Origin of the sequence: Gluconobacter thailandicus F149-1 = NBRC 100600, assembly GCF_000964465.1 — a bacterium.
Lineage (GTDB): Bacteria > Pseudomonadota > Alphaproteobacteria > Acetobacterales > Acetobacteraceae > Gluconobacter > Gluconobacter thailandicus.
In genome coordinates this window covers 50,435-76,172 of record NZ_BANH01000021.1, presented here as the reverse complement: position 1 = coordinate 76,172, position 25,738 = coordinate 50,435, and the positions used below count along the sequence as shown (strand labels likewise).

The window sequence follows — 25,738 nt, the reverse complement described above, 5'->3', positions numbered from 1 at the left end:
CCTCTGCTTCTAGCGTTGCCAGAGAATAAGAGGCGCTTCGAGAGGAACACACAGAGCGTTGGTGGCGGGAATAATGCGGAGCGTATAATCAGAAGCCTCGCCCCTCAGATCAGCATCCGTTTCATAAGCAATCCACCCTTCCTGAAGATTTTCAGCGCGGCGAAGGGACACAACACGCACGCTACCCTCCAGAGGCTCAGCGTAAAACTGAACCTCGAGCCAGGCCGGATCGAGCCTCCCCGGATTTATGAACGCATGAGCCGCTCTGCCGCTCCCCTTGTTAGGAATGACGACCTCTCCAATCTGGAGACTTTTCCATCCCTCCAGCAGTTTCTTGCGGCAATCGTGAAGATCCATAGTACCAGAACCAACGCCCAGATGACGGTCCCTGTAGCGCTGTGACAACGGAAGATAGAAGATCTCTGTATACTCACGTACGGTGCGGTTGGCAGAAAACTGGGGGGTCAGATGCGCCATGCTCTCCCGGATTTTTGCAACCCACGCACAGGGAATGCCTTTTTCATTTCGCTCGAAAAATTCCGGAAGAACGTGTTCTTCCAGCAGACGATACAGTTCCTGCGCGTCACTGTGATCGAAAGCCGGATCGCCGCCATGCTCCAGACCATCTCCCAATGCCCATCCAACCTCTGGCCTGTAGGCCTCGGCCCACCACCCATCCCTCTCCGACAGGTTCAGGCCGCCATTCACCAGAACCTTCATCCCGCTAGTACCGCTGGCCTCCCACGGGCGACGGGGAGTATTGATCCAGAGATCGACGCCCTGCACCATCTTCTGGGCAAGAGCCATGTCGTAATCTGCTAAGAAAACGACTTTCCCGACAATATCCTGACGCTGGCAGAAATTGACCCAGCGCGTAATCATAGCCTGCCCCTCCATATCTTTCGGATGCGCTTTGCCGGCAAGAATGATCTGGACGGGGCGGTTGGTGTCTTTCAGCAGACGGACCAGACGGTCCTCGTCATGCAAAAGCAGGTCCGGGCGCTTGTAAGTCGCAAATCTTCTTGCAAAGCCAATGGTCAGGGCATCCGGTTTGAGAGCCGGGCTAGGCAAACACCATAGTCCTTCCTCCCCGACCGTACATTGCCGGGACCGGAGTTCTTCTGACAAAGCCTGTATCAGACCATTCCGCGAGGTGCATCGCATCTGCCACAACACATCATCATCCAGCTGGCGAATAGCGTCTCCCAAGCCTTCTAGTGTTCCCTCCCAGCGGCCCTTTCCTCCTGCCTTTGTCCAGAGGTCATCAGCAGCAACAGAATCCCATGTTGGCGTATGAACGCCGTTTGTCACGAATGAGACCGGCACTTCCGCTTGTGGCCAGCGTGGAAACAATGGGGCAAACAGGGATCGACTGACTTCCCCGTGCAACTGACTGACGCCATTTACAGCACAACTGCTTCGTACTGCGAGATAGGCCATGTTGAAGAACTCGTCCCTGTTTGATGGGTCGAGCCGGCCAAGGGCCAGAAACTCCTGAATAGACAGCCCCAGACGCGTTTCGGAATAGAACGTCAGATGACTTGCGATGAGTTTTGGCGGAAAGAGATCAAACCCGGCAGGGACAGCGGTATGGGTCGTGAACAGAGTTCCGGCTCTGGCAATGACCTGTGCCTGTGAGAATGGAATGTTTAGGTCTTCAGCAAGGCACCTTGCTCTTTCCAGCGCAGCAAAGGCTGCATGTCCCTCATTCAGGTGGCAGATGTCCGGTCGATGGCCCAGAGTATGCAGGAGCATCCAGCCGCCGATACCCAGGACCATTTCCTGGCGCAGCCGCAACTCTGCATCACCTCCATAGAGTTGGGTGGTAATGCACCGGATGGCAGGAGGATTGGCGGGATCGTTCGTATCCAGAAGGTAGAGGGTCGCGCGCCCGACAACAGCCTTCCAGGCCCTCAACCAGATTTCGCCTGTGGCTGTCTGGACAGACAGGCGAAACAAGTCGCCTTCGGGTGTCAGAACCGGCTGAATGGGAAGCTGAGCCGGATCATTGAACGGGTACAGGGCTTTTTGTAGTCCCTCTGGCGTAATCTCCTGTCGGAAATATCCCTGCGCGTACAGGAGCCCTACCGCGACCACAGGCACACCCAGATCGCTGGCCGCTTTCAGTTGATCTGCGGCAACATTGCCGAGACCGCCCGAATAAATGGGAAGGGCCTCGCTGAGCATGAATTCCATGCTGAAATAAGCGACTTCCGAGAGGCTGCCATGCGGATACTTTTGGTCAAACCAGGTAGAGCGTTCAAGTTCATATTTTCGGCCCTCCATACTGGTCTTCACCAGAGCTTTGGTGTCCGGGTTAGCCAGAGCCTTTGCAAGTTCCGACTTGGATGTGCGGGTTAACGTAATCCACGGATTGCGTGTCCTATCCCAGAGATCCGGATTGATGCTCCGCCACAGGAGGTCAGCTTCATGATTCCACGTCCAGTGAAGATCGAGAGCCAAGATTTTCAAGGCATTTTCTGTTGCCCGTGATGGGCGCGGTAATGCTGCAGCCATTAGACCGAAACTCCCATGGCATCGACCAGAGTGCGTACCAATTCAGGTTGATGCGTTTGTCGGAAGCATAACGCAGCAGAATGGGAGAAGACATCTTCATCAACACGGAGATACGCATCGTGATGTTGCACCTAATCGTGAGGCGCAGAGACGTCTCGATCTAGTGATAAAAAAGCTTATATTTTCCCTAAGGCTGGCTGAGCCGCTTTCAGAACGGAAACATGTTGGAGGGAGAGTCGACGCAACCAAAAATGGGTGAACGTCGCTCCTAACAGAAGTAGTAAAAAATAACGCATTATATTCCCCTTTTCAGAGGTGATCATGGAGCACAAATCAGTCAGATATATGCAGGAACCGTGGCAAACGTGCTTTAGAGTGTCAAAGTTTCCTATTTAAAATGGAGAAAAGCCATATGCCTTTTGGTGTTACTATTTTAATCTGCCTGATTGCAGCACTCTTTATTCTAGAACCAATTCTCCTGGCTATTGACGCAGCAGCATGGATTAACGATCGTTTTCTGTTCCGGAAATAATTTCGCACAGAGAAGGATCGACGACCAGACAGATCTCTTGGCATTTGGTGCTTGGTCGCTCCGTGCAAATGAGCCAGAGCCATTTTGAGGTCCGGATCACGCACCTCAAGAGCTATAATTTAAGAGAATGATTCGAAGTTGTTCTGAAAATATATCAGTAAAAACAATTACGTATAAACCTTATTGTATCGGTTCTACGTTCAAACTGGAAAGGATAGGTCGTGGAGACGTCTTCTGACCAAGAACTTCTTTAAGTTCGCTTTTCTCAAAAAATATTTTCAAGCAAATGGTAACTCTTTCTCTAGCTGTACGTTATCTCTTAACTGAATTTTTCGGCATCAATGCATTTATTCGAATAAATATATTGATGCTGAGTGTTTGAAAAATCTCTCCACAACGCAGTCTAAAACGGGTGATATTTCCCCCTGAAGGACCCAGAAAATGGCCAATTTTTCCAGGAAAATTGCCACGCATTCGTTTCGTCTTCATGACGGAAAGATTATATGCTCTGATCTTTTTAGTGAAGATCGACTTTTACAGCACGCCCATAGCCTCGCAAAAAGCCACAAAGATATCGTCATTGGTGCGTATAATGACGTTTTGCAAAGCCGACTAAATGATAATGCTAAAGTTCTCTTGGCTGCAAATATCATTTTATCTCAAGCATCTGAAAAAAATGAACAGATTACACCCGCAGGAGGATGGCTGATTGATAACTACTATCTGATGGATGCGCAGATACAGGCCGTAAAATTTGATTTATCCTCCAAGACCTACAAAAATATTCCTGAAATTTCTACTGGCACATTTTCAGGCTTCCCGAGAGTATTTGAAATAGCCTGGGCTCTTGTATCCCATACAGACAGTCATATTGATACTAGAACAATATTCCAGTTTTTGAGTGCTTACCAGGAAAGTACGCCTCTATTAATCAGAGAGCTTTGGGCTATCCCTACCCAGATCAGAATAGTTCTGATTGAGAATCTCCGCAGGGTAGCAGACAAAATCTGCCAGAACCTGCATGAGCAAAAGCAGGCTAATAATCTTGCCAATACATTGCTGCTAGATATTCAGGCCAGCAATACAAAAATTCTTAAAAATCTCTCCAAGATAAATACGGAAAAACTAGGTTCAACGTTTCTTGTACAGTTTGCGCATCGTTTGAAGGGTCGCGATCCCCAGAAAGACGCGGTTTTTTTGTGGTTGGAAGGACTTCTGCAAGAAAAGGGAACTAGCCTCGATCATTTGGTTCATGAGGAACTGCAAGAACAAAGTCGTTTAAATGCGACTATCAGAAATATTATCACGAGTATGCGTTTGACAACAACGCTGGACTGGAACAGTATTATTGACAAAATAAGCGCTGTAAGTCAAATACTTTATAGTCATGATGCGTTCCAATACATGGATCCTGCAACACGAAATTTATATAGTAAAGCTGTTGAAGAGCTTGCAAAGGGGTCAAGCTACACAGAGTGTGAAATCGCACAAAAAGTGACGACTCTTGCTGCACAATCGAAGGGTAAGGCAACTTTTGATCCACGTCGGGCGGACCCTGGCTACTATCTTCTGGCAGAAGGGCGCCCCTGGCTCGAGGCACAGTTGAAGTTCCATGCACCTTTGCGTGTGAAGATTGGACAGGTATGCCGCCGGATTGGCATAACGGGATACAGCCTGGGCGTTACGCTACTAACCCTTCTGCTACTATCAGCCTTTTTATCTGTTATGAGCGGAAATCTCTCAGGACATGCCGCTGTCATCCTGATTTTGCTGGGATTTATTCCAGCCACGGACGCTGTGGTTGCTGGTATGAACCGCTTTTTGATGTGGGTTATCAGAGTATCGGAACTTCCCGCACTCGAGCTCAAGAACGGCGTGCCGGGGCATCTCCGCACCATGGTTGTTGTCCCAACTCTTCTGACAAAGCGGTCCTCCATTGTTGAGATGGTAAGCCGCCTTGAAAAACATTATCTCTCTAGCCGAGATGGGGAGATCTATTTCGCACTTCTGACAGACTGGACAGACTCTTCTACAGAACATCGAAAAGGTGACCAGGATCTTCTTGATATTGTCCTGCGAGAAATTACACGTCTGAACCAGACTTATGGGGCAGGCTCTGCTGGTACCAGATTTCTTCTTCTTCATCGGAGGCGTCAATGGAGCACAAGCGAGGAAAAATGGATCGGGTGGGAGCGTAAACGCGGTAAATTGCACGAATTGAACCGCCTTCTTCGAGGCGCAGCAGACACCAGTTTCCTAAATTTCCCCGAGCAAATCATTCCACAGGATGTCCGGTATGTCGTGACGGTGGATGCTGATACCCGTGTTCCACACGAGGTTGTCAGACGTTTGGTCGGAAAGATCGCTCATCCACTCAATAATGCCCGTTTCGATCCAGAAGAAGGACGCGTTACGGAAGGGTATGCGGTTCTCCAACCTCGTGTAACACCGTCATTGCCTGAAGCGCGCCAAAGTACTCTGTTCCAAAGGGTGTTCTCAAGTCCCAATGGAATAGAACCCTACACAGCCGCTGTATCTGATCTGTATCAGGACATGTTTGCCGAGGGATCTTTTGCAGGCAAAGGCATCTACGAAATTGACACGTTCGAGGCGGCATTATCTGGCCGGGTGCCGGATGGGACGCTTCTCAGCCACGATCTTTTTGAAGGCGTTTTTGCCCGAGCCGGCCTGGTGACTGATATCGAGGTCATTGAGGAATATCCCACAGATTATCTGGTTTCTGTGACGCGTCTCAATCGCTGGGTTCGTGGAGATTGGCAGCTTCTTCCGTGGATATTCTCATGGATGGGGTACTTACCGACCATTGGAATAAAAACTCGCCCCCTTACAGGCATTGCGCGCTGGAAGATGCTGGATAATCTCCGCCGCAGTCTCGCAGCCCCCATGGCTGTAGGGGCTCTTTTTGCGGGCTGGTTTCTTGGGCTTCATAACGCAGCTGTCTGGAGCCTCTGCATTGTGTCGACGCTCGTTATTCCGGCAGCCCTGCCCCTTATGGTCGATATTATCAGGCGCAGACGAGGGGAAACATTTCGCAGCTATTTCTCTCTTCTGACAGTTGATCTCAAACGTACTGTTCTGACGACAGCCCTGTGCTTTGCGTTTCTGGCTGATCAGGCCTGCCTGATGGGCGATGCGATTGTTCGAACACTGGGCCGTGTTTTCATTACACGGAAGCACCTTCTTCAATGGGTGACGGCTGCTCAGGCGGCAGAAGCGCCTCGCGAGCAGATTCAGGGATATTTCCGTCAGATGAGCGGAGCCGTCCTGACTGGTCTTCTGGCCGTAGGCGTCATGTTCGTGGCCGCTCCCTGGGTCTGGATCGTCATTCTTCCTTTTGCTCTGGCCTGGTGCCTCTCACCGGCGATCGCATGGATGGCCAGCCAGTATCGTGCATCTGCTCGTAGGCTTGAGGCTACGGAGGCCGAAACGGCTTTCATGCGCATGCAGGCGCGGCGGACATGGCGCTATTTTGAGACATTCGTCACTGCCGCGGATCACATGCTTCCGCCGGATAATTTTCAGGAGACCCCTTCCCCGCTTGTCGCGCACCGAACCTCCCCCACCAACATGGGACTTTACCTTCTGTCCGTTGTTGCAGCATGCGATTTCGGGTGGATTGGGGTGGTAGACGCGACGTCCCGGCTGAGTGCGACCCTTGGGACAATGCTACAGCTTCCACGTTTCAGAGGGCATTTTTATAACTGGTATAATACTACTGACCTTTCTCCGCTCTCCCCCATTTATGTTTCGACAGTAGATAGCGGCAATCTCGCTGGCCATCTGATTGCGCTGGCAGGTGCCTGCGATGAGTGGGTTCAGAAAGGAAGAAAGTCTGACACCTGGCGTGAAGGTGTACAGGATGCTCTGAACCTGGCGCTTGAAGAAGCAACATCGGAGAGCGGGATCTTCCGGTCATCCGAACTCGCGCAACTCATGGAAACCCTTCTTCAGGACATGAAGGAGGGTCATGCCAGTCAGATCACGCTTGCATACAGAGTCCAGATACTCGTCAGTCAGGCAGAAGAACTGGCGCATCTTCTGCAAAGACGGGCCATGGCAGGAAGTGTTGGAAAAGGCACGTCCGCTACAGGAGCCGAGAACCTTCTTTTCTGGCTGCATGCTGCGCAGAGCTGCATTCAGAGTGAACGAAAGGATCTCGAAAATAACCCTTTACTGCATGAAGAACTCCATAGAATTGCAAAAATCGCAAGAACCATGGCTCTGGAAATGGAGTTTGGTTTTCTCAGAAATTCCGAGCGGAAACTACTTTCGATCGGGTTTGTTGTGAATGAAGGCACTCTCGACAACAATTGCTACGACCTGCTGGCTTCAGAGGCCAGACTTGCTGTCTTTTTTGCCATTGCAAAAGGCGACATCCCAGCGTGGGAATGGTTTCGTTTGGGAAGGCCCCTTGCCGCAGTCGCTCATGGAGAAGCCCTGGTCTCGTGGTCGGGGTCCATGTTCGAGTATCTTATGCCATCCCTGATCATGGCTGCTCCATTCGACAGTCTTCTTGAAGAGACCAGCCGTCAGATTGTCCGTCGTCAGATTGAATACGGCCAGTTCTGCGGTGTACCCTGGGGCATTTCGGAATCTGCCTATAGTGCCCGGGATCTGGACTATAATTATCAATATTCCGATTTTGGTGTCCCAGGCCTGGGAATGAAACGCGGGCTGGCGCAGAATCTTGTCATTGCGCCTTATGCGACTGCCTTGGCTACGATGGTTGATGCACACCAGGCCACGGAGAATTTCCGGGCCCTGCAGGAAGCCGGTGCTCAGGGAACTTACGGATTTTATGAAGCGCTGGACTACACGAAAGCACGCCTGCAGCCCAAACAGACCGTCTCGGTTATTCATTCCTACATGGCCCACCATCAGGGCATGTCCATTCTCGCGATAGCTGATACGGTCCTGAAAGGCCTTATGCGAACGCGCTTTCACGCGGAGCCCATTATCGGGGCAGCGGAACTTCTTCTGCAGGAGCGCGCACCAACAGGTGGAGCCATTACAACACCTTTGAAAGAAGAAGAGTTTGCGCCTGCAGCGTTGACTGTACAGTCGCAGTCGGGTGGCCGTCACCTGCGTACAGCCGACACAGACGCTCCTGTCACTCATCTTCTTTCAAATGGGCGATACAGCGTAATGCTGACGGCCGCCGCCTCCGGATACAGCAAATGGGGTACTCAGGCTGTCACGCGATGGAGGCAGGACTCTACTCTCGATAACTGGGGGACTTACATTTACCTTCAGACGCAAGGAAACAGTCAGTTCTGGACGGCAGGATACCAGCCATCCGGGACCAAAGCTGAAAGCTACGATGTTGAGTTCAGGGAAGATCGTGCAACCTATACACGTCAGGACAACAAGCTAACGACGACAATGGAAGTTCTGGTTTCAGCCGAAGACGACGCAGAACTTCGTCGTATTTCCGTTCGGAATTCCAGCCCGTCAACAGTCGAGGTCAATGTAACTTCTTATGTAGAACTTGCATTGTGCCCACCGGGTATGGACATCAGCCACCCTGCTTTCGCCAAGATGTTTGTTCAAACGGAGTATCTCTCGTCCTATAGAGCAATCGTTGCAACGCGGCGGAAAAGAAATCCGTCTGATGCAGAGATCTGGGCAGCCCATCTGGTGGTTGGCGGCAACGATCTTTCCATTGAGACAGATCGTGCCCGATTTATTGGCCGTGGACGAGATTTACGCGAGCCAATTGCAGTCATCGAAAGTGGCCCACTTTCCGGATCAACCGGAACAGTGCTGGATCCAGTTTTCTCTGCTCGGTGTACGCTAACGGTTCCTGCGCGATCCGCTCGGCATGTTTCATTCTGGACGATTGTTGCTTCAACACGCGAAGCGCTCATCCAGAGCATCGAACGTCACCAGAGTGAAGCCGATCTCGATCGTGCCCTGACCCTCGCCTGGACGCATGCTCAGGTTCATTTACGGCACCTCGACATCCAGCCTGTGCAGGCGGACCTGTTTCAGCAACTTGCGGGTTATCTTCTGTTTCCTGGCGCCACTCTGCGTTCGTCTGCTGCCCGCATCAAACGAGGCGCCGGCAAACAGGCAGATTTATGGGGTCAGGGGGTTTCTGGCGATTTGCCAATCCTGTTATTGGTCATTACTGAAAATGAGGATTTCGACCTCGCGCGAACCGTTCTCACGGCACATGACTACCTGAATTATAAAGGGCTGGCTTTCGACCTCGTCATTCTGAATGACCATCCGACGTCGTATGCGCAGGATCTTCAACACGCGCTGGAAGCTCTCGTTCGTTCTTCCGGACAGGCGGGTACTGTTCGTCTTCTGCGGGGAAACCTCATGTCAGAAACAGTCAGGGAGCTTCTGTTCTCTGTGTCTTATGTCGTGCTGACAGGTAAGGGAGGAAACCTGCAACATCAGCTCACCCACATTGAAATGAGGCGGTACGCGCAAGTTGCACAGGCTGCCATACGGTCCTCCCAGGTTTACCGTGGGCCGCAGGAAAATCCCGCAATACCTCAGCTTGAGCTGCCAAATGGATATGGAGGCTTTACATCTGACGGGAGAGAATATGCCGTCATCCTCCGTGGGAAAATTCGCCCCCCTGCCCCGTGGATCAACGTTATTTCCAATCCCCATTTTGGCTTTCAGGTCTCTGCAGAAGGCAGCAGTTACACATGGGCGGAAAACAGCAAGGAAAACCAGCTGACGCCATGGTCTAACGACCCGGTTGTTAACCCGACTGGCGAGGCCTTTTATCTGTGCGACGAGGAAAGGCGGCAGTTCTGGTCCCCTCTGGCAGCGGTTTGCCCCGATGACAATGCTGTCTATATTTGCCGACATGGGCGCGGATACAGCCAGTTTGATCGGCATGCCAACGATATTGCCTCGACCCTGCTGCAATATGTCCCGCTTGAAGATCCGGTAAAAATTTCCAGACTGAAACTGACCAACACATCCTCTCGGCCCAGGACTTTGAGAGTCACAACCTATACGGAATGGGTGTTGGGGCAGTCTCGCAGTACGACCGCACCTTTTGTTTTCACAGAACAGGATACTGACACGGGCGCCCTGTTTGTCAGGAACAAGTGGGGCGAGACGTTTGGCGAACGGGTCGCATTTGCGGATCTGGCCAGTCAGCAGACTTCCAGCACGGATGACAGACGCACATTCCTTGGTCGAAATGGCACCCTTTCTGCTCCCAGAGCCATTGTCCATGGAGGACCGCTGGAAGGCATCATCGGAGCTGGAATTGACCCGTGTGCAGCCTTGCAGACTGTCATTACACTTGAACCCGGAGAGAGTACCGAAATTGTCTTTCTATTAGGTCAGGGTCAAAATTCAGAACATGCCCGTCAGATTGTTCGGCGGTACAGAAGCGCAGATCTGGATGCGGTTCTGGAGGAAGTTCATCGCAGATGGGACACGATAACAGGGGTCGTTCAGGTCCGCACACCTGATCGTGCCATGGATATCATGCTGAATGGGTGGTTACTGTATCAGTCCCTTTCCAGCCGCATCTGGTCACGGGCAGGCTTTTATCAGGCTAGCGGGGCATACGGATTTCGTGACCAGCTTCAAGATGGAATGTCGCTCGTCCTGGCGGCTCCTCAACTGGTGCGGGAGCATCTTCTTCGGGCAGCATCCCGACAGTTTCCAGAGGGAGACGTTCAACACTGGTGGCTCCCTCAAAAAGGTAACGGTGTCCGCACAAGGATTTCTGATGATTGCGCCTGGCTTGCCTACACAGTCGCACACTACGTTCGCGTCAGTGGTGACACGACCGTTCTGGATGAAGAAATTCCGTTCCTGGAGGCAGCGCTTCTGGCGGACGGGGAGCATGAGCGTTTCCTCCAGCCTGAGGTAACGGATAGAACGGCTTCTCTCTATGTTCACTGTGTCCTTGCCCTCGATCACAGCCTGCAGAGAGGACTTCATGGTCTTCCGCTGATGGGAACCGGCGACTGGAATGACGGGATGAACCGTGTGGGCGAAGCAGGACACGGGGAAAGTGTCTGGCTCGGATGGTTCTTGCACGCCACATTGTCAGCATTTCTGCCACTCGCACAGGCTCGACAGGATACAGAACACGTCGTGAAGTGGACACGGATCATGAAGGAGCTTGAAAGCGCGCTGGAGGCCGCTTGGGATGGCTCCTGGTACCGACGTGCATATTTTGATGACGGTAGCCCCCTGGGCAGTAGTGCCAACAGGGAGGGTCGAATTGACGCTATAGCTCAATCCTGGGCCGTGATTTCAGGAGCAGGATCTTCCGAGCGAGCAAGGCAGGCCATGCAGGCCGTTCAGGAGCAGCTTGTTGACCTGGACCGGGAGATTATCATGGTTCTGACCCCACCTTTTGATACCTCAGAGCCTGACCCGGGCTATATTCGGGGCTATCCGCCGGGTATTCGGGAAAATGGTGGTCAGTATACGCACGCAGCTCTGTGGACAGTTATGGCAACGGCCCTTCTTGGAGATGGTGATGCGGCGCATGCGATGTTTTCAACTCTTAATCCCGTTCATCATTCACGAGACAAAGACGCAGCTGATCGCTACAAAGTCGAACCCTATGCCGTTGTTGCTGACGTATATTCCTCCAGTCCGCATGTTGGTCGTGGAGGGTGGTCCTGGTACACGGGATCGGCAGGATGGATGCAACGCGTTGGTGTTGAGACGCTGCTGGGGATGCATGTTGAAGAAGACAGGTTATTCCTGACCCCCTGTATTCCTTCAGAATGGCCCTCCTATGAAGTCCGACTGCGCTGGAAGACGTCTGAATATCATATCCGGATAGAAAATCCTGATCGTATCTGTCAGGGAGTAATTTCCATGATGCCGGACGGGAAGCCAGTGTCTTTGACAGAGCCGATTTACATGAAAGATGACGGCCTTACACACACTATAGATCTGGTACTCAGAAAAAATGAGGTCTTCCGAGACCTCTGACCCAAAATGTAAGGTCTGAACCTTTTGTCCAAGAGGTATTCCTGACGCAGCGGGCTTGAGGCCTTTTCGTCAAAAGTAGAGGCAGTTTCTTAAAATTGCACCACCGTGGCCGCCTGCAGCTTCATGCATGCAGCCACGCTTGTTTCTACGGAAAAGCGATCCTTTGTCCTTATGCCCCCCTATCACCCCACGCATTCCAAGGACTGAACAGCTACGCAAGTTAGCAACCGGGTGGCTATTTTTACCGATGCAACATTCCGCTTTGTGTCTGCGCCGTATGCCTGCGGCCGGAGCGACGATTACATAAAATGCACCAGTGAAGACGCCTGTTTGTTCGCCAGCGTCAAGTTCTGATTGTGACACCTGAAATTACAAGGTCGTGTTTATCTTTTAAACGTGATGCGAACTCTTAGTCTATTTAACCTTTGAATAGACTTACCAATGGAGGCGATCATGGCTTTCCCACGCGACACACTCCCAAAAAATCCTGCAAAAGCTCCCGGATCTTCCGATGAGTATGAGCCCTTTGACCCTTATCCGGATAAAAGTCCGATCATAGATGAACCACCGGAAGAGGAAGAACCGGACAAAAGGTACCCTCCTGAGAAAGGCGCCCCGGCTCCTGAACCTGATCAGCCGCCGAAGCTTCCAGATGCGCCTGAAAACCCGACAAATTGAGAACAACTTTGCTGTATAGCGTCAGGGCGATGGCTTCTCGCGATGAGTGAACATAACCATTTCATCACTTCGGGAAGGCAAGTCATCATTGCCATTCCTGTATGTAACGAGGAAGAGCACATCATACCCTGCCTTTTGGCGCTTGCACGTCAGAACACCCTTCCTGACAAGGTTGTACTCTGGATCAATAATACGACTGATCAGACCTATGATCAGGCACACTCTCTCATCAACGTACTTCCGTTTGAACTGGAGATGGTCAGGATAGTCTATCCCGAAACTCTGGCCAGCGCAGGTAGCGCGCGGCGTGACGCTATGGCATTTGCGGCACAGGGTGCCTCGCCGGATGCTCTTTTATTCACCACGGATGCTGATAGCGAAGCCGCTGAAGACTGGGTAAACCGGACACTGGACGTTTTTGCACGATACCCTGTCGAAGCCGTGTTCGGCAGAGCGTTGCTTCTTCCTTCAGAAGCCCGAAAAATTCCTTTTCACCTCCATGAGGATGAAAGGGCAGAGCAGGCCTATGGCGCTCTTCTTGAACAAATTACCCTCCTGATCCATCCGGAACCTCATGATCCTTGGCCGCGCCATCTGGAACACTCCGGCGCCAGCATTGCAGTGACGCATCAGGCATGGCGCAAGGTTGGCGGAATTCCGTGTGTTCCTACCGGAGAAGATCGGCAGTTTTATCAGGCATTACGCAGGCATGGCGTTCCTGTTCGGCATGCGCCCGAAGTTATCGTTTATGTTTCAGCGCGCCTGACCGGGCGAGCTAAAGGAGGGATGGCCGAAACTTTGGCACGGCGGGTTCTTGCCCAGGATGAATATATAGACGAAATTTTCGAGCCTGTTTCCCGGCGGCTTCTCCGTATCCGGCGAGGCTCTCTGTATAATCATCTAAATCTGGCAAATACCTTGGAATATTCTGCGTCTGACTTAAATTCGGTACGAATACCCCGAAATGAGTTATCAAAGCACTTTGCACGGGCCCAGCGTGTTCTAGACTATCTCAGACACACTAAGCGTTCTTTCCCCGATGATTTTTTACAAAAGCCAGCCTGTCAATTCGATACCCCTCATTTCGTTCGGCCATATCAGGCAGCCAGTAATGTTCTTGACATGCCAGGATAAAATTCTCAGCCGCTTCATCGCCGGTACAGGGTGTATCAGTGGGACCGGTCCAGTTAACGATCAGAATACATCCTTCCGGCACCAGACTTTCAGTAACCTTGGCTGCAAGAGTATGAATATCTACAGGGCTCAGAAAATACAGGATTTCAGAGATAAGGATGAGATCAGACCCATCCGCGTCGGTGGCGGGGTAATCGGCCGGCAGGAATGCTTTGATAAACCTGACACCTGTGTGTTCCTGACAGCGCTGTCGCGCCATCGCAAGAGCAGTTTCCGAAGCATCCACTGCCAGTACGCGCTGATAACGCTGTGCCAGAGCCAGTGTGCCAACCCCGATTGCACATCCGAGCTCTGTGGCGAATGAAACGGGAGACGACGGCAGGCATTCCAAGACTCTGCTGAGCTTCTTCTGTTCATACAGGCTGCTCTCGAAGCTCCAGGGATCAGGATGCTGCTGAAACAGGCTCTCGAAAATATCAGCTTTCCATGTTTCATTGCTCATGATCGATAAAGATTTCATAGGGTTGCAGCATTTTTTCCAGTAGATGGTCAGGCAAAACAAAGCCGTCCGGATCGTCTTTCACGACCAACCCTCTCTGGCTTCGATGCGCCTTAATGGCCTGTCGTTTCTGTCTCAGACAAGGCTGAACATTCAGGTGCCAGCCTGTAGGAACATCTTCTGGAATGTCCATTTCGGGTGGAAGTGTCAGCCCCCAGACAGGATATGCCAGAACCCTGAGTTCCGGATTCAAGGCTTTTAGCGCAAGCCCCATGAACCAGACAGCCTCATGGTCACAGTGAGGATCATATCGCCAGGGGACCAGCAGGTTTTCGCAACGATGATGGGACAAAAGACTACACAAATCATCGACAGTAGAATTAAAGGCCGTTCCTTCTGTCGGAACTTTCGTGTCTTGAAGGCCCATGAATATCAGTCGGTCAGACGAAAGGCCTAGAAGCGACGCCGCATGGATGCTTTCTTCCTGCCTCTGTCGTGCCAGCCGATCAGGTGGCCATACACGGGACCCCGGATGAGACGCTGAGCCGTCCGAAACGATCACAACGATGGGTGGGCGCCCCTGTGCTACTGCCGTAGCCATAAATCCCCCACACCCAAGGCTTTCGTCATCAGGATGGGGTGCCAGAACGAGAGAAGTACCCGGAGCGATTGTATCAAAGGACGCGACCGGAAAACTTGCAAATTTTTCCAGAGTTTCCTGAATATTCATGGAACTGTCTTCGGCCAGTCGTGATGAACAAACCATGAGGCTGCTTCAGTCAGAGCCTCGTCAGGCGCGGGTTGCCTCAAATAGGTCGCCAGATCCCTCATGACCTGTTCTACAGCATTGCCCTTTATGAATGCCGACACACCCAGACTTCTTTGGACAAGTGTGATCAGATCCAGAGCCGCACGCTCAACAGCCAGTCGGGCCAGATTGACGACTGAGGTCACATCTTCTGATTTCATATGAGTGGAATACGCAGCTTGAGCAGCTTCTTTGACCCACATGGACGCTGTCTTCTGAAGAATAAGCGCTTCTCCGATCCGGGCGAGTTGATGCGGATTATCAGCTCGCCCTCGAGCCAGGAGCTCTTGCCTGAGCAGGTCCACCAGCCGGTCTATCCCTCCCAGAGCGACTGCCGACCCTCTCCACGAGCCCGCAGAAAACTCGGGCTGCCGCAGATAGTCACCTGCTGAGCCAAGAAGATCCTCAGGCGAAAGCTGGAGACCGGTAAAGTCATAGCCCCCTGTTCCACTGGCCTGCATGCCGGTGAGTGTTCCGGGTCCAGGTCGTTGACGTTCGCTACGAGTTGTAGGGACAAGCGCCATGACTGCATCACCATGTTCAGAGGTCGCAGTTATTAACGCCAGACTGACCTGTTTGATGCCACTGGCAAATCCTTTAATTCCTGAAAGCCTGTAACTAGGCCCTTCCCTTACGATGGTGACCGCAGGATTCCCATCAGTAACCCAGATGCCAGCCAGACTGCCTTCTTTCAGGCGAAGCTTCAGGGCATGGCGTTGAGACGTCGTTCCGTACAGTTCCACGAGACGAACAACATTTACGTGCCCTTCAAGACACCGCCCGAGAGCAAGATTCAGAGAGCCTGTTCGCCTTAGAAGGGTCACAAGCGTCAGACCCCCTGTAGGGGTCTGACATAGTCCGAGCCCGTTTTCTTCAGCCGAAAAAAGAGCATCAAATGCACCAATGGCGTGAAGTGCCTTCAAAAGATCAGCAGGAAACTGGTTTTCCGGAACAGAAAGCGGCCTGGTTTTCCATTCTTCAAATAAGCGCTGCAACTTTGATTCGAAGTCAGCAAGATTTTCTGCATACATACTCTGATCTGCAACCGACATACCCGAGCATTCCTTCATACGCTTCCGTGAAGGAACGTCTGGTCCCGGTTAAGAGATCCCTCTTCAAACACGCTATCCGCTCACTCTTTTAAGTACGTTGTAGGGTCTCCGGCAGACCCCATGCAAAAGGGCGCAGAACATTTCGGTTGGTAGAACAGCTCTGATGGCAGGGAATCTGATCTGCTGGGACATTGCGACAGGGATCTGGGACGCTATGTTCTCCCCCGCCTCTGCGGGCGCTGCGGTCTGGCTCGCCTGTCGGAGCCAGCGTGAAAAGCTTTTCAAAACACTGCCGTTTTGCAGGACGGATTTCTTCAGGAGGCAAACGCAGACGGAACTCTTAGGCTGTTTCTGTCCGGAGCCTTCGCATAATAAGCGCGAGGCTGGGGAAGCGAAGAAACTGTTTCGTCATGTTGAACATCCGAAACCGGTTTCTTCCATATTTTTTCCCTTTATTAGACCTTTCAGCCATAAGGTCAGGACATGAGCACCTCAGCATCTGCTTGAATTCTGCTTGTCGCGCTTCAAACCCGCTTGCGTCTTCAACATTCCCGGAAATGACAATGCAAGAAGAAGAGCTTCATGAGGAACAGATCCCCCATTCGGACAAGGCACCTTCAAGTCTCTGCCAGCCCATTTCACTCCCGGGCAAACCAAATCTTAAATCCATGGGTCGTTGAGGAAAGGCGCGTGTAACGATCCCTTTTTTACACAAAAACGCCCAGAGATCAGAAGCCCGCTCCGATCTGACCAGAGTAAACAGGCGCGTGTACCCGTGTACGGCAAGTCCAGCCCTTGCCAGAGCGGCATTGAGTCTTGCGCTATCCGTTTCAAGAGATGCCCTGATCTGACCAAGCCATGCCGTGTCACCCAGCGCCTGACGGCCTGCGAAAATCGCTGGAGCGCTGACGGCCCAGTCTCCCATCATTGTGCGGATCTGACTTGCCACGCCGTCAGATGCAACCAGAAAACCCAGTCGCACGCCCGGCAATCCAAAGCTTTTTCCGAAAGATCGCAGAACTGTCAGCCCAGACTCAGGGAGGAGCGAAACAGCACTTTCGGTTTCAAAATCCGCAAAAGCTTCATCCACAATCAGGCGCGATCCTACTTTCGCACATCTGTTCAACAGAGCGCGAAGTTGCGTGAGAGAAAGATGGCGTCCGTCCGGATTGTTGGGATTGCAGACCACACAGGCATGGTCTTGCTGATCGGCTGAAGCTTCAAACGATTGGAGATCTGTCACAATCGAAACACTGGCTCCGGCATTGCGCCAGGACTGCTCATGTCCTGAATATGTTGGGCCAAAAATCGTGACATGTTTGATTTTCAGCACCAGCGGCAAAAGCGCGATGAGCATCTGCGTCCCTGGCCCGGCAACAATCATGTCGGAAGACGGAACACCGTAAGACTGAGCCGCTACCTGGCGAAGCGCCTCTTCTTCCTCTGCTTCTGGCAGGCGTGTCCAATCCCCCATCTCCGCGTGATCCACAGGATAAGCGTAGGGACTGATGCCTGTCGAAAGATCGATGAAAGGTTTGGGAGCTTCAGGAAAGTGCTGCATGACCTGACGGATCTGGCCGCCATGGGCTGGCATGTTTTTCAGCAGGGAGGACGTCATGCTAGATCACGACATCCGGATGAAATATGCAGGTCCATGAGCGTCTCCTTCCTGTCCCACACGTTGTTCGTTGCCTGTCTCGCCTGCGTTGCCGAGGTAATTTTTGGCTATCCGAGCTGGCTGTTTCGTCTGATAGGCCATCCCGTGACGTGGGTAGGCGCTCTTATCGCCCGACTGGACCGCACGCTCAACCATCCCAAGGACACTTCAGGACTGCGAAAGTTCTACGGGGTTATTGCGCTGGGCGTCCTGACGCTCATTCCGGTCATTGTCGTCGTGCTGTGCCTCGAGCTTTTGAGGCTGATTTTCACACCTCTGCAAACACACATTCTGGAAGGACTGGCTGCGAGCACACTGATCGCTCAGAGATCCCTCTGGGAACATGTGCGCGCTGTTCTCGATGGGTTTGAACCCAACGGCCTCTCAGGAGGCAGAAAAGCTGTTTCCATGATTGTGGGGCGTGACCCGGAGCAACTGGACGAAGCCGGTGTGGTCAGGGCCGCCATCGAGAGTCTGGCTGAAAATTTTTCGGACGGGATTGTCGCCCCTCTGTTCTGGACGGCTCTTGGTGGCCTCCCCGGGGTTACTGCTTATAAATCCATCAATACGGCTGACAGCATGATCGGTCACCTTACGCCCCGTCATGCCGCATTCGGTTGGGCCTCTGCAAAGCTGGATGACCTGGTCAACCTCCCTGCTTCACGCCTGTCTGCGCTTTGGATTATTCTTGGAGCGATGACGATGCGCGGTGCCAGCCCGTCCGGGGCTTTCCGTGCTGTCAGGCGGGATGCTCGCCATCACCGCTCGCCCAATGCAGGTTGGCCGGAAGCTGCAATGGCAGGCGCGCTAGGGCTCAAACTCGCCGGTCCCCGCGTTTATGGCGGTGTGACAGTTGAGGATTACTGGATGGGCAATGGGCGGTCCGAAGCCACACAGGACGACCTTGCAAGGGCGCTGCGGCTTTATCGTCGGGCGTGTATTATTCAAGGCTTGGTGCTTGTTGGCCTGACTTTAATGGTCTGCTTCTGAAGAGTATCAGACGGGTTGAGCTAACGATAAAAGCGCATCCAGATCCAGACACGTCTCCAGATGATCTGCCCATTCATCCAGCGCCGCTTCAACACGTTCTTCCTGATCCTCCAAAGGGTTTACCGGCACGCCGAGCCGCGTGAGAAGTGCAGCACGCGCTTTGCCTACGGACAGCAGGCCATGCAGATACGTTCCCCAGACCTGTCCGTTGGCAGAAACAGCACCATCTGGCTGGCCTTCAAGATCAGCAAAAGGTCTGTCGCAATCCGGGCCTGTTGTACGCCCGATGTGAATTTCATATCCGGACATCGCGACCCCTTCGGGTAGGAGCATTCCGCGCACTTCTGTGAGACGTTTATCCTTCGTCAGAACCGTGTCCACGTCCAGCAGGCCCAGTCCTTCTGTCATGCCACAGGGGCCTTCAATCCCGTCGGGATCTTCAATCGTCCGGCCAAGCATCTGGTAGCCACCACAAATACCAAGGACCCGCCCTCCCCGGCGAACATGGGCTTTGAGGTCAATATCCCATCCCTGTTCCCTGAAAGCTCTCAGGTCAGAAATGGTCGCTTTAGATCCTGGGAGGATCACGAGATCACAGATGGGTAAAGGGCGACCGGGAGGGATAATGTCCAGAGAAACGCCCGGATCCGATTTCAAAGGATCAAGATCGTCAAAATTGGCAATTGTCGGCAGATGCGGCACGACAATCCTAAGGCCATCGGAGACATTGGCGCTGGCAGTGAGATCTGAGGCATCTTCTGCGGGCAGATCTCCCACACGCGCCAGATGTGTGACAAGCCCAAGGGGAGACCAGCCTGTCTGATCTGCAATAACAGCCATTCCGGCTGAGAACAGCGAGGCGTCTCCCCTCATTCTGTTGACGATAAACCCCTTGATGCGGGCGGCGTCCGCGTCCGTCAGAACAGCTTTGGTGCCCACGAGGCTGGCAATCACACCGCCACGGTCAATATCGCCAATCAGAACGACATTGACGTTCGCCGCCTCAGCAAAGCCCATATTGGCAATATCGTTGGCCCGGAGGTTCACTTCTGACGCAGATCCCGCCCCTTCGATCAGAACAATATCCGCGTCCGCTGCCAGTCTTCGAAAAGCGCCCAGAACTTCGGGCATGAGGGCTTTCTTGACGTCCTGATATTCCCGTGCGCGAACGGTTCCCTGGACCTTTCCGCAGACGACCAGTTGTGAGCCGGTCTCGCTCTGCGGTTTCAGCAGAACAGGGTTCATATCGACAGTTGGCACGACGCCGCAGGCCCGGGCCTGAAGAGCCTGCGCGCGACCGATTTCGCCCCCGTCGTGTGTTACGGCGGCATTATTGGACATGTTCTGGGGCTTGAAGGGTCTCACCGCGAGGCCACGCCGCGTCAAAGCACGGGCAATACCCGCAACCAGAACTGATTTTCCAACGCTGGAACCGGTTCCCTGAAACATGAGAGCCCGTGTCTTCGATGGGGCTTCCATCAGAATTCGAACCCGGCCTGCGCCTTAACACCTGCACTGAAATGATGCTTCACCAACGTCATTTCCGTCACCAGATCCGCAGCCTCTATCAAAGCAGGCTTGGCGTTACGACCTGTAATCACGACGTGTTGCATGGCGGGTCGGTTTTTGAGATCAGCCAGAACCTGCTGGAGCGGCAGGTAGTCATAACGCAGGGCAATATTCAGTTCGTCCAGAACCACCAGACCAACATCGTCCCGCGCAAGGGCAGCCTTCGCTACCTCCCAGGCCCGCTCGCAGGCTGCGACGTCTCTTGAGCGATCCTGCGTCTCCCAGGTGAAGCCTTCGCCCATGGTGTGCCACTCAAGCAAGTCATTAAACCGCTCCAGAGCAGCGCGCTCCCCCGTGACCCAGGCCCCCTTGATAAACTGCACCACAACCACCCGCTTGCCATGACCCAAAGCCCTCAGAGCGAGGCCGAAAGCCGCTGTGGATTTGCCTTTTCCGGGCCCGGTGTGAACAGCCAGAACGCCCTTTTCTACGGTCTTGGATGCAACTTCCTGGTCCTGCACGTCCTTGCGTTTCTGCATTTTTTCCCGATGTCGGGCGTTGTCGTCCGTATTGCTCATGCCGCGTCCCTGTCCCTGCATGCCATGACGTGAAAAAATGAGCCTGACACGTACCCGCGATACCCGCCTGCCAGCCCCAGATCGTTGCCATTGCCGTCCCGGAGCCTTGCCAGAGGATGATCTGTTCCAGCATTCGTCACGCGGGCATAGTGAAATTCGTGACCCCGGAAAACTGCACCTTTCTTGCCCAAAGCACAGTCCGTTTGTAGGGTCGCCTCCCGATAGCCGAGGTTCATTTTCCGCTTTGCGAAACTGGTTTCGTGACCGAGCAGACCCGCCATCCGATGTGTTGTGCCATTGGCATCTTCAAGCGTCTGACCCAGAACCATGAAGCCTCCGCATTCTCCGTGAACGGGGCGTGTTCTGGAAAAAACTTCCAGATGGCTGATGAATTGATCCGCCGCCGCTAGAGAGCCTGCGTGCAGTTCCGGATATCCGCCGGGTAGCCAGCAGGCGTCGCAACTGTCGTTTGGCCCTTCATTGGCAAGCGGAGAGAACGGGATCAACTCCGCTCCGGCCTGCCGCCAGCTTTTTGCAACATGCCCATAGAGAAATGAGAATGCCGCATCATCCGCAATGGCGATCCGTTGTCCGGGTGGCGGGACAGCAAGCTCTCTCTTGTCCTGCGCTTTCAATGGCGCTGCGACCCGAAGAATACCATCGAGATCAAGGGCCTCCTCCGTCCGGGCTCGTAGGCGCTGTAGAAGCTCCGTCAACGTTGCCTGCTCGCGTGCCTGTACCAGCCCGAGATGCCGCTCTGGCAATGTCAGGGAGGGATCACGCATGAATGCACCGAGAACCGGAATTCCAGCGGCAAGCACGGCCTCACGCGCCATTGAGAGATGCCGGGGAGAAGCGACCTGATTTAACACCACACCCGCGACATGGACATCCGGGTCGAGTGTTGCGAAGCCATGAGCGATGGCCGCGGCAGACTGTCCCTGCCCTGAGACATCCAGAACGAGTATAACCGGGATACTGAAACGGGCTGCAATGTCCGACGGCGCCCCGCGCGACTTTTCCGGCCCGATCAGTCCATCGAACAATCCCATGGCCGATTCAACCACGAGCAGGTCTGCACCCTCAGCAGACTGGGCCAGCATGGTTTCCAGCAGGTCGGGCGTCATGGCCCAGCTGTCCAGATTGAGGCTGGAACGTCCCGTCACAACTTCATGAAATGCAGGGTCTATATAGTCCGGACCGGTTTTCGCGGCCTGTACGGCAATGTTTCTTCCACGTAGTGCAGCTAGTAACCCAAGGGTCGTCGTCGTCTTCCCCCCACCTGAGCGAGGGGCAGCAATCATGATGGCGCGTGTCATTTCTGGCCTCCGCTCTGAGAGTGTGGCTCGCTTTCAGACACAAATATCGTATTCTGTACCCGATGACTGCCCATGCGCCCCCTCTCCGATATGGCTGGACGACCGGAAGCTGCGCCACTGCGGCGGCCAAGGCGGCATGGACGGCTTTGAAGACGGGGCAGTTCCCCGACCCAGTCATCATTACGCTTCCCGGTGGCCAATCTGTCAGTTTTGCTCTGGCTAATCACGGTTTTAACGAAAACGGCGCTTGGGCGGCCGTCGTCAAGGACGCGGGTGATGACCCCGACGTGACGCATGGCGCTCTGATTCATGCTGCCGTCCGAGAGCGGCCAGAGGGAAGCGGCATCACGTTTGTGGCGGGCGCTGGTGTCGGCCTCATTACCCGCCCCGGCCTGCCTCTGCCGCCCGGAGAGCCCGCCATCAATCCCGTTCCCCGTCAGATGATTACCCGTGCGCTCGAAGACGTGTCCGGGCCGGATGTTTCGGTGGAAGTGACGGTGTCCGTCGAAAACGGTGTCGCTTTGGCACAGAAGACGCTGAATAGTCGCCTGGGCATTCTCGGAGGCCTGTCCATTCTCGGTACGACCGGAATTGTCGTTCCCTTCTCCTGCTCGGCATGGATCGACAGCATTCACCGAGGAATTGATGTAGCGCGTGCCCTTAATCTTTCTCATCTGGCTGCTACCACCGGAAATGTGTCCGAACGTGCGGTTCAGGCGCTTTACGGTCTGCCGGAGACCGCTCTGATCGAAATGGGAGATTTCGTAGGAGGTGTTCTTAAATATATCCGTCGGCACCCTGTTCCCCGTCTGACGATCGGAGGCGGTATTGCGAAAATGACCAAGCTGGCTCAGGGCCGAATGGATCTGCATTCCAAGCGTGGAAGCGCTGACATGCCTGCCCTTGCAGCACTTGCCACTGTTGCCGGTGCTGGAGCAGACCTTGCAGAAGCCATTGCCGTCGCGCCAACCGTCGCGGAAGCCTTTCTGCTTGCATCCCATGCGGAGATCCCGCTTGGAGATCATATCGCTCAGGCTGCTCGGCAGTTTGCGCTCAGCGTGCTGGAAGGCAGTGATGTCGTGCTGGACGTTCTGGTGTTTGACCGGCAGGGTCAGTGCGTTGGGCGCAGTCATCCAGTGGGTAATCCGCCTCTGAAGCGTCTCTGATATTCAGGATCGTACAGGGCGCTTTCGCGAAATCCCTCGGCGCCGAGAGCTGGTCCGACCAGCACGAGCGCGGTGCGCTCAACCGGGTTCGCAGCAGATTTTTCCAGTAATGTGCCGAGTGTTGCCCGTACAGTGATCTGGTCCGGCCAACTGGCCCGCGCGACAACGGCCACAGGGCAGTCTGCACCATAAAACGGCAGCAGTTCCGTTACGATCCGCTCAAGCGCATGAACCGCGAGATGGATGGCGAGTGTCGCCCCTGTCGCCGCATAAGCCGCCAGCGTTTCGCGCCGAGGCATAGACGACGCTCGCCCACTGACACGGGTGAGCACGACAGTCTGCGCCACTTCTGGGACTGTCAGTTCTTTGCCAAGAACAGACGCCGCGGCAGCAAACGCGGGAACACCCGGTGTCATGGTCCAGGGGATACCAAGCCGGTCCAGACGGCGCGTCTGTTCAGCGATTGCGCTGTAAATGGAGAGATCACCGGAATGCAGACGCGCGACGTCCTGCCCGGCTTCGTAAGCGCGGATGTATTCCTGCTCGATCTCGTCCAGAGAAAGCGGCGCGGTGTTCACTTTGCGGGCATCCTGAGGGCAATGCTCCAGCATTTCCTCAGGTACGATAGAGCCCGCATAGAGACAGAGCGTACAAGAAGCTAGAAGGTCACGGCCACGTAGGGTCAGAAGGTCGGCAGCACCCGGACCGGCACCAATGAAATGAACCGTCATCCGTTCTCTATCCCTGTCATGTCTGATGATGTTGCGAGCGCGCAGGTAACGTCTCTATCGCTTTGTCGTGTGATCAGAAGGCGGCTCTTAGGACCCGCTCCGGCAAGAGCGCATGCCTCTGCGACGGAACTGAATCCGGTCTTCTCAAAGGCAATTGCGGAATGGGTTTCACATTCCACCTGTCGTTCTGTCATGTCCAAGGCACTGACCCAGACCAGTTCAACCTTCAAGGTTTTGGCAATCGCAGGAATGGCCGGCTCCCCCTGTCGAAATGCCGGTGCGGCCAGCCGGTTCAGTGTGTGACGTTCCGCAACCCGCTCGACGAGCGCAAGCAACGCGTCTCTGGTGATCCCCGGTCGACAACCAATTCCGGCAACAATCATTCATCCTCCCCCAATACCGTGGTCGCGTACTGGGTCACCCGCATGGCTGGTCTGAACGCATGCAGACGGCCCACAGTGTCAAGCCGTTCAATGCCGATGCGCGTTAGGGTGCCCCCATATTTTGCATGTTGAGCCGCCAGTATGGCCTCCCCTTCGAGGGTCACGGCATTGGCAACGAGACGTCCGCCTATCGGAAGCGCCTCCCTCACCTGGGTGAAGATGTCTTCGCTGGTCAGACCCCCGCCAATGAAAACGACGTCAGGTCGCTCCAGAGACGTCAGGGCCTCTGGCGCACGGCCTTCAACAATCTGTAAACCGGGAACACCGAGCGTCAGCGCGTTGCGACCAATACGAGCGGCACGATCCGGGTTCTGTTCAATGGCAATCGCGCGATTTGAGGGATGACTGAGCAACCATTCGATGGCGATAGACCCTGCCCCGGCACCGACATCCCACAGAACCTCACCGGCTTTGGGGGCGAGTGTGGACAGCGTGATGGCACGGATTTCGCGTTTCGTAATCTGTCCGTCATGCTCGAAGAGGGCGTCATCAAGGCCGGAAGCCAAAGGAATGACCCGCGTGCTTTCGTCCGCCGCGACTTCAATGCCCATTAGATTTAGAGCAGCGACAGCGGGGATGCCTTCTTCGGCCACGCAACTCTGTATGCGTTCGTCTGGTCCGCCCAAACGCCCCAGGATGTGAACTCTGGATTTTCCAAAGCCGCGATCAACCAGAAAACGGCAGACAGTATCTGGGGTAGAACCGTCTGCGGAAAGAACAATCAGTCTCGCGGCCGGTTGTAAGTGCGGCGCAAGTGTCTCGATGGGTCGCCCACAAAGTGAGATGACACGCACATCCTGTTGTGCCCATGCAAGACGCGCACAAGCCCATGCAATCGAGGACGGCGCAGGCACGCAAAACAGTTCTCCTGGCTCAAGATGCTTTGCAAGTGTGCTTCCGACGCCAAAAAAGAATGGGTCTCCCGACGCAAGGACTGTAACCGGCCTTCCCCGCATTTCGAGAACGCGACGCACCCCATCCGAGAACGGAACCCCCCAGTTTTCTGCGGTTCCCCTGATCAGACTGGCTGCCAGATTCAGATGACGCTCTCCGCCGATGACGGTCTCTGCCTGAGCGACAATCTGGCGTGCCAGAGACGAAAGTCCCTCGACACCGTCCTCGCCAATTCCGATAACGCTGAGCCATGGAGTTTTCATCGGCCTGCTC

15 protein-coding genes are annotated in these 25,738 nt (G+C 54.0%); 4 read left to right on the top strand and 11 right to left on the bottom strand.

Going from position 1 to position 25,738, the window contains the following annotated elements; genetic code table 11:
• Positions 1-9: 9 nt before the first annotated feature.
• Positions 10-2,517 carry an alpha-glucan family phosphorylase gene (gene glgP / locus B7444_RS07105; protein ID WP_007283364.1) on the bottom strand — a complete coding sequence of 836 codons (2,508 nt, stop codon included), beginning with the start codon at positions 2,515-2,517 and terminating at the stop codon, positions 10-12.
• 2,026 nt (positions 2,518-4,543) lie between these two features.
• On the opposite strand from glgP, the gene B7444_RS07100 reads away from it, so the two are divergent.
• Together B7444_RS07100 and B7444_RS07090 are read left to right on the top strand one after the other, a co-directional pair.
• Positions 4,544-12,007, top strand: coding sequence for a GH36-type glycosyl hydrolase domain-containing protein (locus B7444_RS07100; RefSeq protein ID WP_231502949.1), 7,464 nt, complete (start codon positions 4,544-4,546; stop codon positions 12,005-12,007).
• Positions 12,008-12,727: 720 nt separating this feature from the next.
• On the top strand, positions 12,728-13,819 hold the full coding sequence (locus B7444_RS07090; RefSeq protein WP_007283359.1) for a glycosyltransferase: 1,092 nt from the start codon (positions 12,728-12,730) through the stop codon (positions 13,817-13,819).
• On the opposite strand, the gene B7444_RS07085 is transcribed toward B7444_RS07090, so the two are convergent.
• From B7444_RS07085 to cobD, 4 genes are all read right to left on the bottom strand, one after another.
• Positions 13,707-14,321, bottom strand: coding sequence for a class I SAM-dependent DNA methyltransferase (locus tag B7444_RS07085; protein WP_035730290.1), 615 nt, complete (start codon positions 14,319-14,321; stop codon positions 13,707-13,709). The genes B7444_RS07090 and B7444_RS07085 overlap by 113 nt on opposite strands.
• A complete protein-coding gene (locus tag B7444_RS07080) occupies positions 14,311-15,048 on the bottom strand; it encodes a PIG-L deacetylase family protein (protein ID WP_007283358.1) in 738 nt (245 codons plus the stop codon). The genes B7444_RS07085 and B7444_RS07080 overlap by 11 nt, the downstream gene beginning before the upstream one ends.
• Positions 15,045-16,178: an acyl-CoA dehydrogenase family protein gene (locus B7444_RS07075; RefSeq protein ID WP_035730288.1), complete on the bottom strand. Its 1,134-nt coding sequence runs from the start codon at positions 16,176-16,178 to the stop codon at positions 15,045-15,047. Before B7444_RS07075 ends, B7444_RS07080 begins: the two co-directional genes overlap by 4 nt.
• 580 nt (positions 16,179-16,758) lie before the next feature.
• Positions 16,759-17,796 (bottom strand): threonine-phosphate decarboxylase CobD, encoded by a 1,038-nt coding sequence (cobD, locus tag B7444_RS07065; RefSeq protein WP_007283355.1) that lies wholly within the window; start codon positions 17,794-17,796, stop codon positions 16,759-16,761.
• A gap of 36 nt (positions 17,797-17,832) precedes the next feature.
• On the opposite strand from cobD, the gene cbiB reads away from it, so the two are divergent.
• Positions 17,833-18,825 carry an adenosylcobinamide-phosphate synthase CbiB gene (cbiB, locus tag B7444_RS07060; RefSeq protein ID WP_007283354.1) on the top strand — a complete coding sequence of 331 codons (993 nt, stop codon included), beginning with the start codon at positions 17,833-17,835 and terminating at the stop codon, positions 18,823-18,825.
• A 6-nt stretch (positions 18,826-18,831) separates the two neighbouring features.
• Here cbiB and B7444_RS07055 read toward each other — a convergent pair whose 3' ends face one another.
• From B7444_RS07055 to B7444_RS07045, 3 genes are read right to left on the bottom strand one after another with little or no spacing between them, the layout of a single operon-like run.
• On the bottom strand, positions 18,832-20,274 hold the full coding sequence (locus tag B7444_RS07055) for a cobyric acid synthase (RefSeq protein ID WP_007283353.1): 1,443 nt from the start codon (positions 20,272-20,274) through the stop codon (positions 18,832-18,834).
• Between the two features lie 29 nt (positions 20,275-20,303).
• A complete protein-coding gene (gene cobO / locus B7444_RS07050) occupies positions 20,304-20,912 on the bottom strand; it encodes a cob(I)yrinic acid a,c-diamide adenosyltransferase (protein ID WP_035730282.1) in 609 nt (202 codons plus the stop codon).
• The gene (locus B7444_RS07045; protein ID WP_007283351.1) at positions 20,909-22,231 is read right to left on the bottom strand and encodes a cobyrinate a,c-diamide synthase; all 1,323 of its coding nucleotides are present in this window, start codon (positions 22,229-22,231) and stop codon (positions 20,909-20,911) included. Before B7444_RS07045 ends, cobO begins: the two co-directional genes overlap by 4 nt.
• Here B7444_RS07045 and B7444_RS07040 point away from each other — a divergent pair.
• Complete coding sequence (locus tag B7444_RS07040) at positions 22,225-23,397, top strand: cobalt-precorrin-5B (C(1))-methyltransferase (RefSeq protein WP_007283350.1); 1,173 nt, start codon at positions 22,225-22,227, stop codon at positions 23,395-23,397. The genes B7444_RS07045 and B7444_RS07040 overlap by 7 nt on opposite strands.
• On the opposite strand, the gene cobM is transcribed toward B7444_RS07040, so the two are convergent.
• From cobM to B7444_RS07025, 3 genes are read right to left on the bottom strand one after another with little or no spacing between them, the layout of a single operon-like run.
• Positions 23,361-24,128 (bottom strand): precorrin-4 C(11)-methyltransferase, encoded by a 768-nt coding sequence (gene cobM / locus B7444_RS07035; RefSeq protein ID WP_007283349.1) that lies wholly within the window; start codon positions 24,126-24,128, stop codon positions 23,361-23,363. The two genes, B7444_RS07040 and cobM, sit on opposite strands and share 37 nt — an antisense overlap.
• Positions 24,125-24,511, bottom strand: coding sequence for a cobalamin biosynthesis protein (locus B7444_RS07030; protein WP_007283348.1), 387 nt, complete (start codon positions 24,509-24,511; stop codon positions 24,125-24,127). The genes cobM and B7444_RS07030 overlap by 4 nt, the downstream gene beginning before the upstream one ends.
• Positions 24,508-25,728, bottom strand: a complete 1,221-nt coding sequence (locus B7444_RS07025) for a bifunctional cobalt-precorrin-7 (C(5))-methyltransferase/cobalt-precorrin-6B (C(15))-methyltransferase (protein ID WP_007283347.1) — start codon at positions 25,726-25,728, stop codon at positions 24,508-24,510. The genes B7444_RS07030 and B7444_RS07025 overlap by 4 nt, the downstream gene beginning before the upstream one ends.
• Positions 25,729-25,738: the final 10 nt, after the last annotated feature.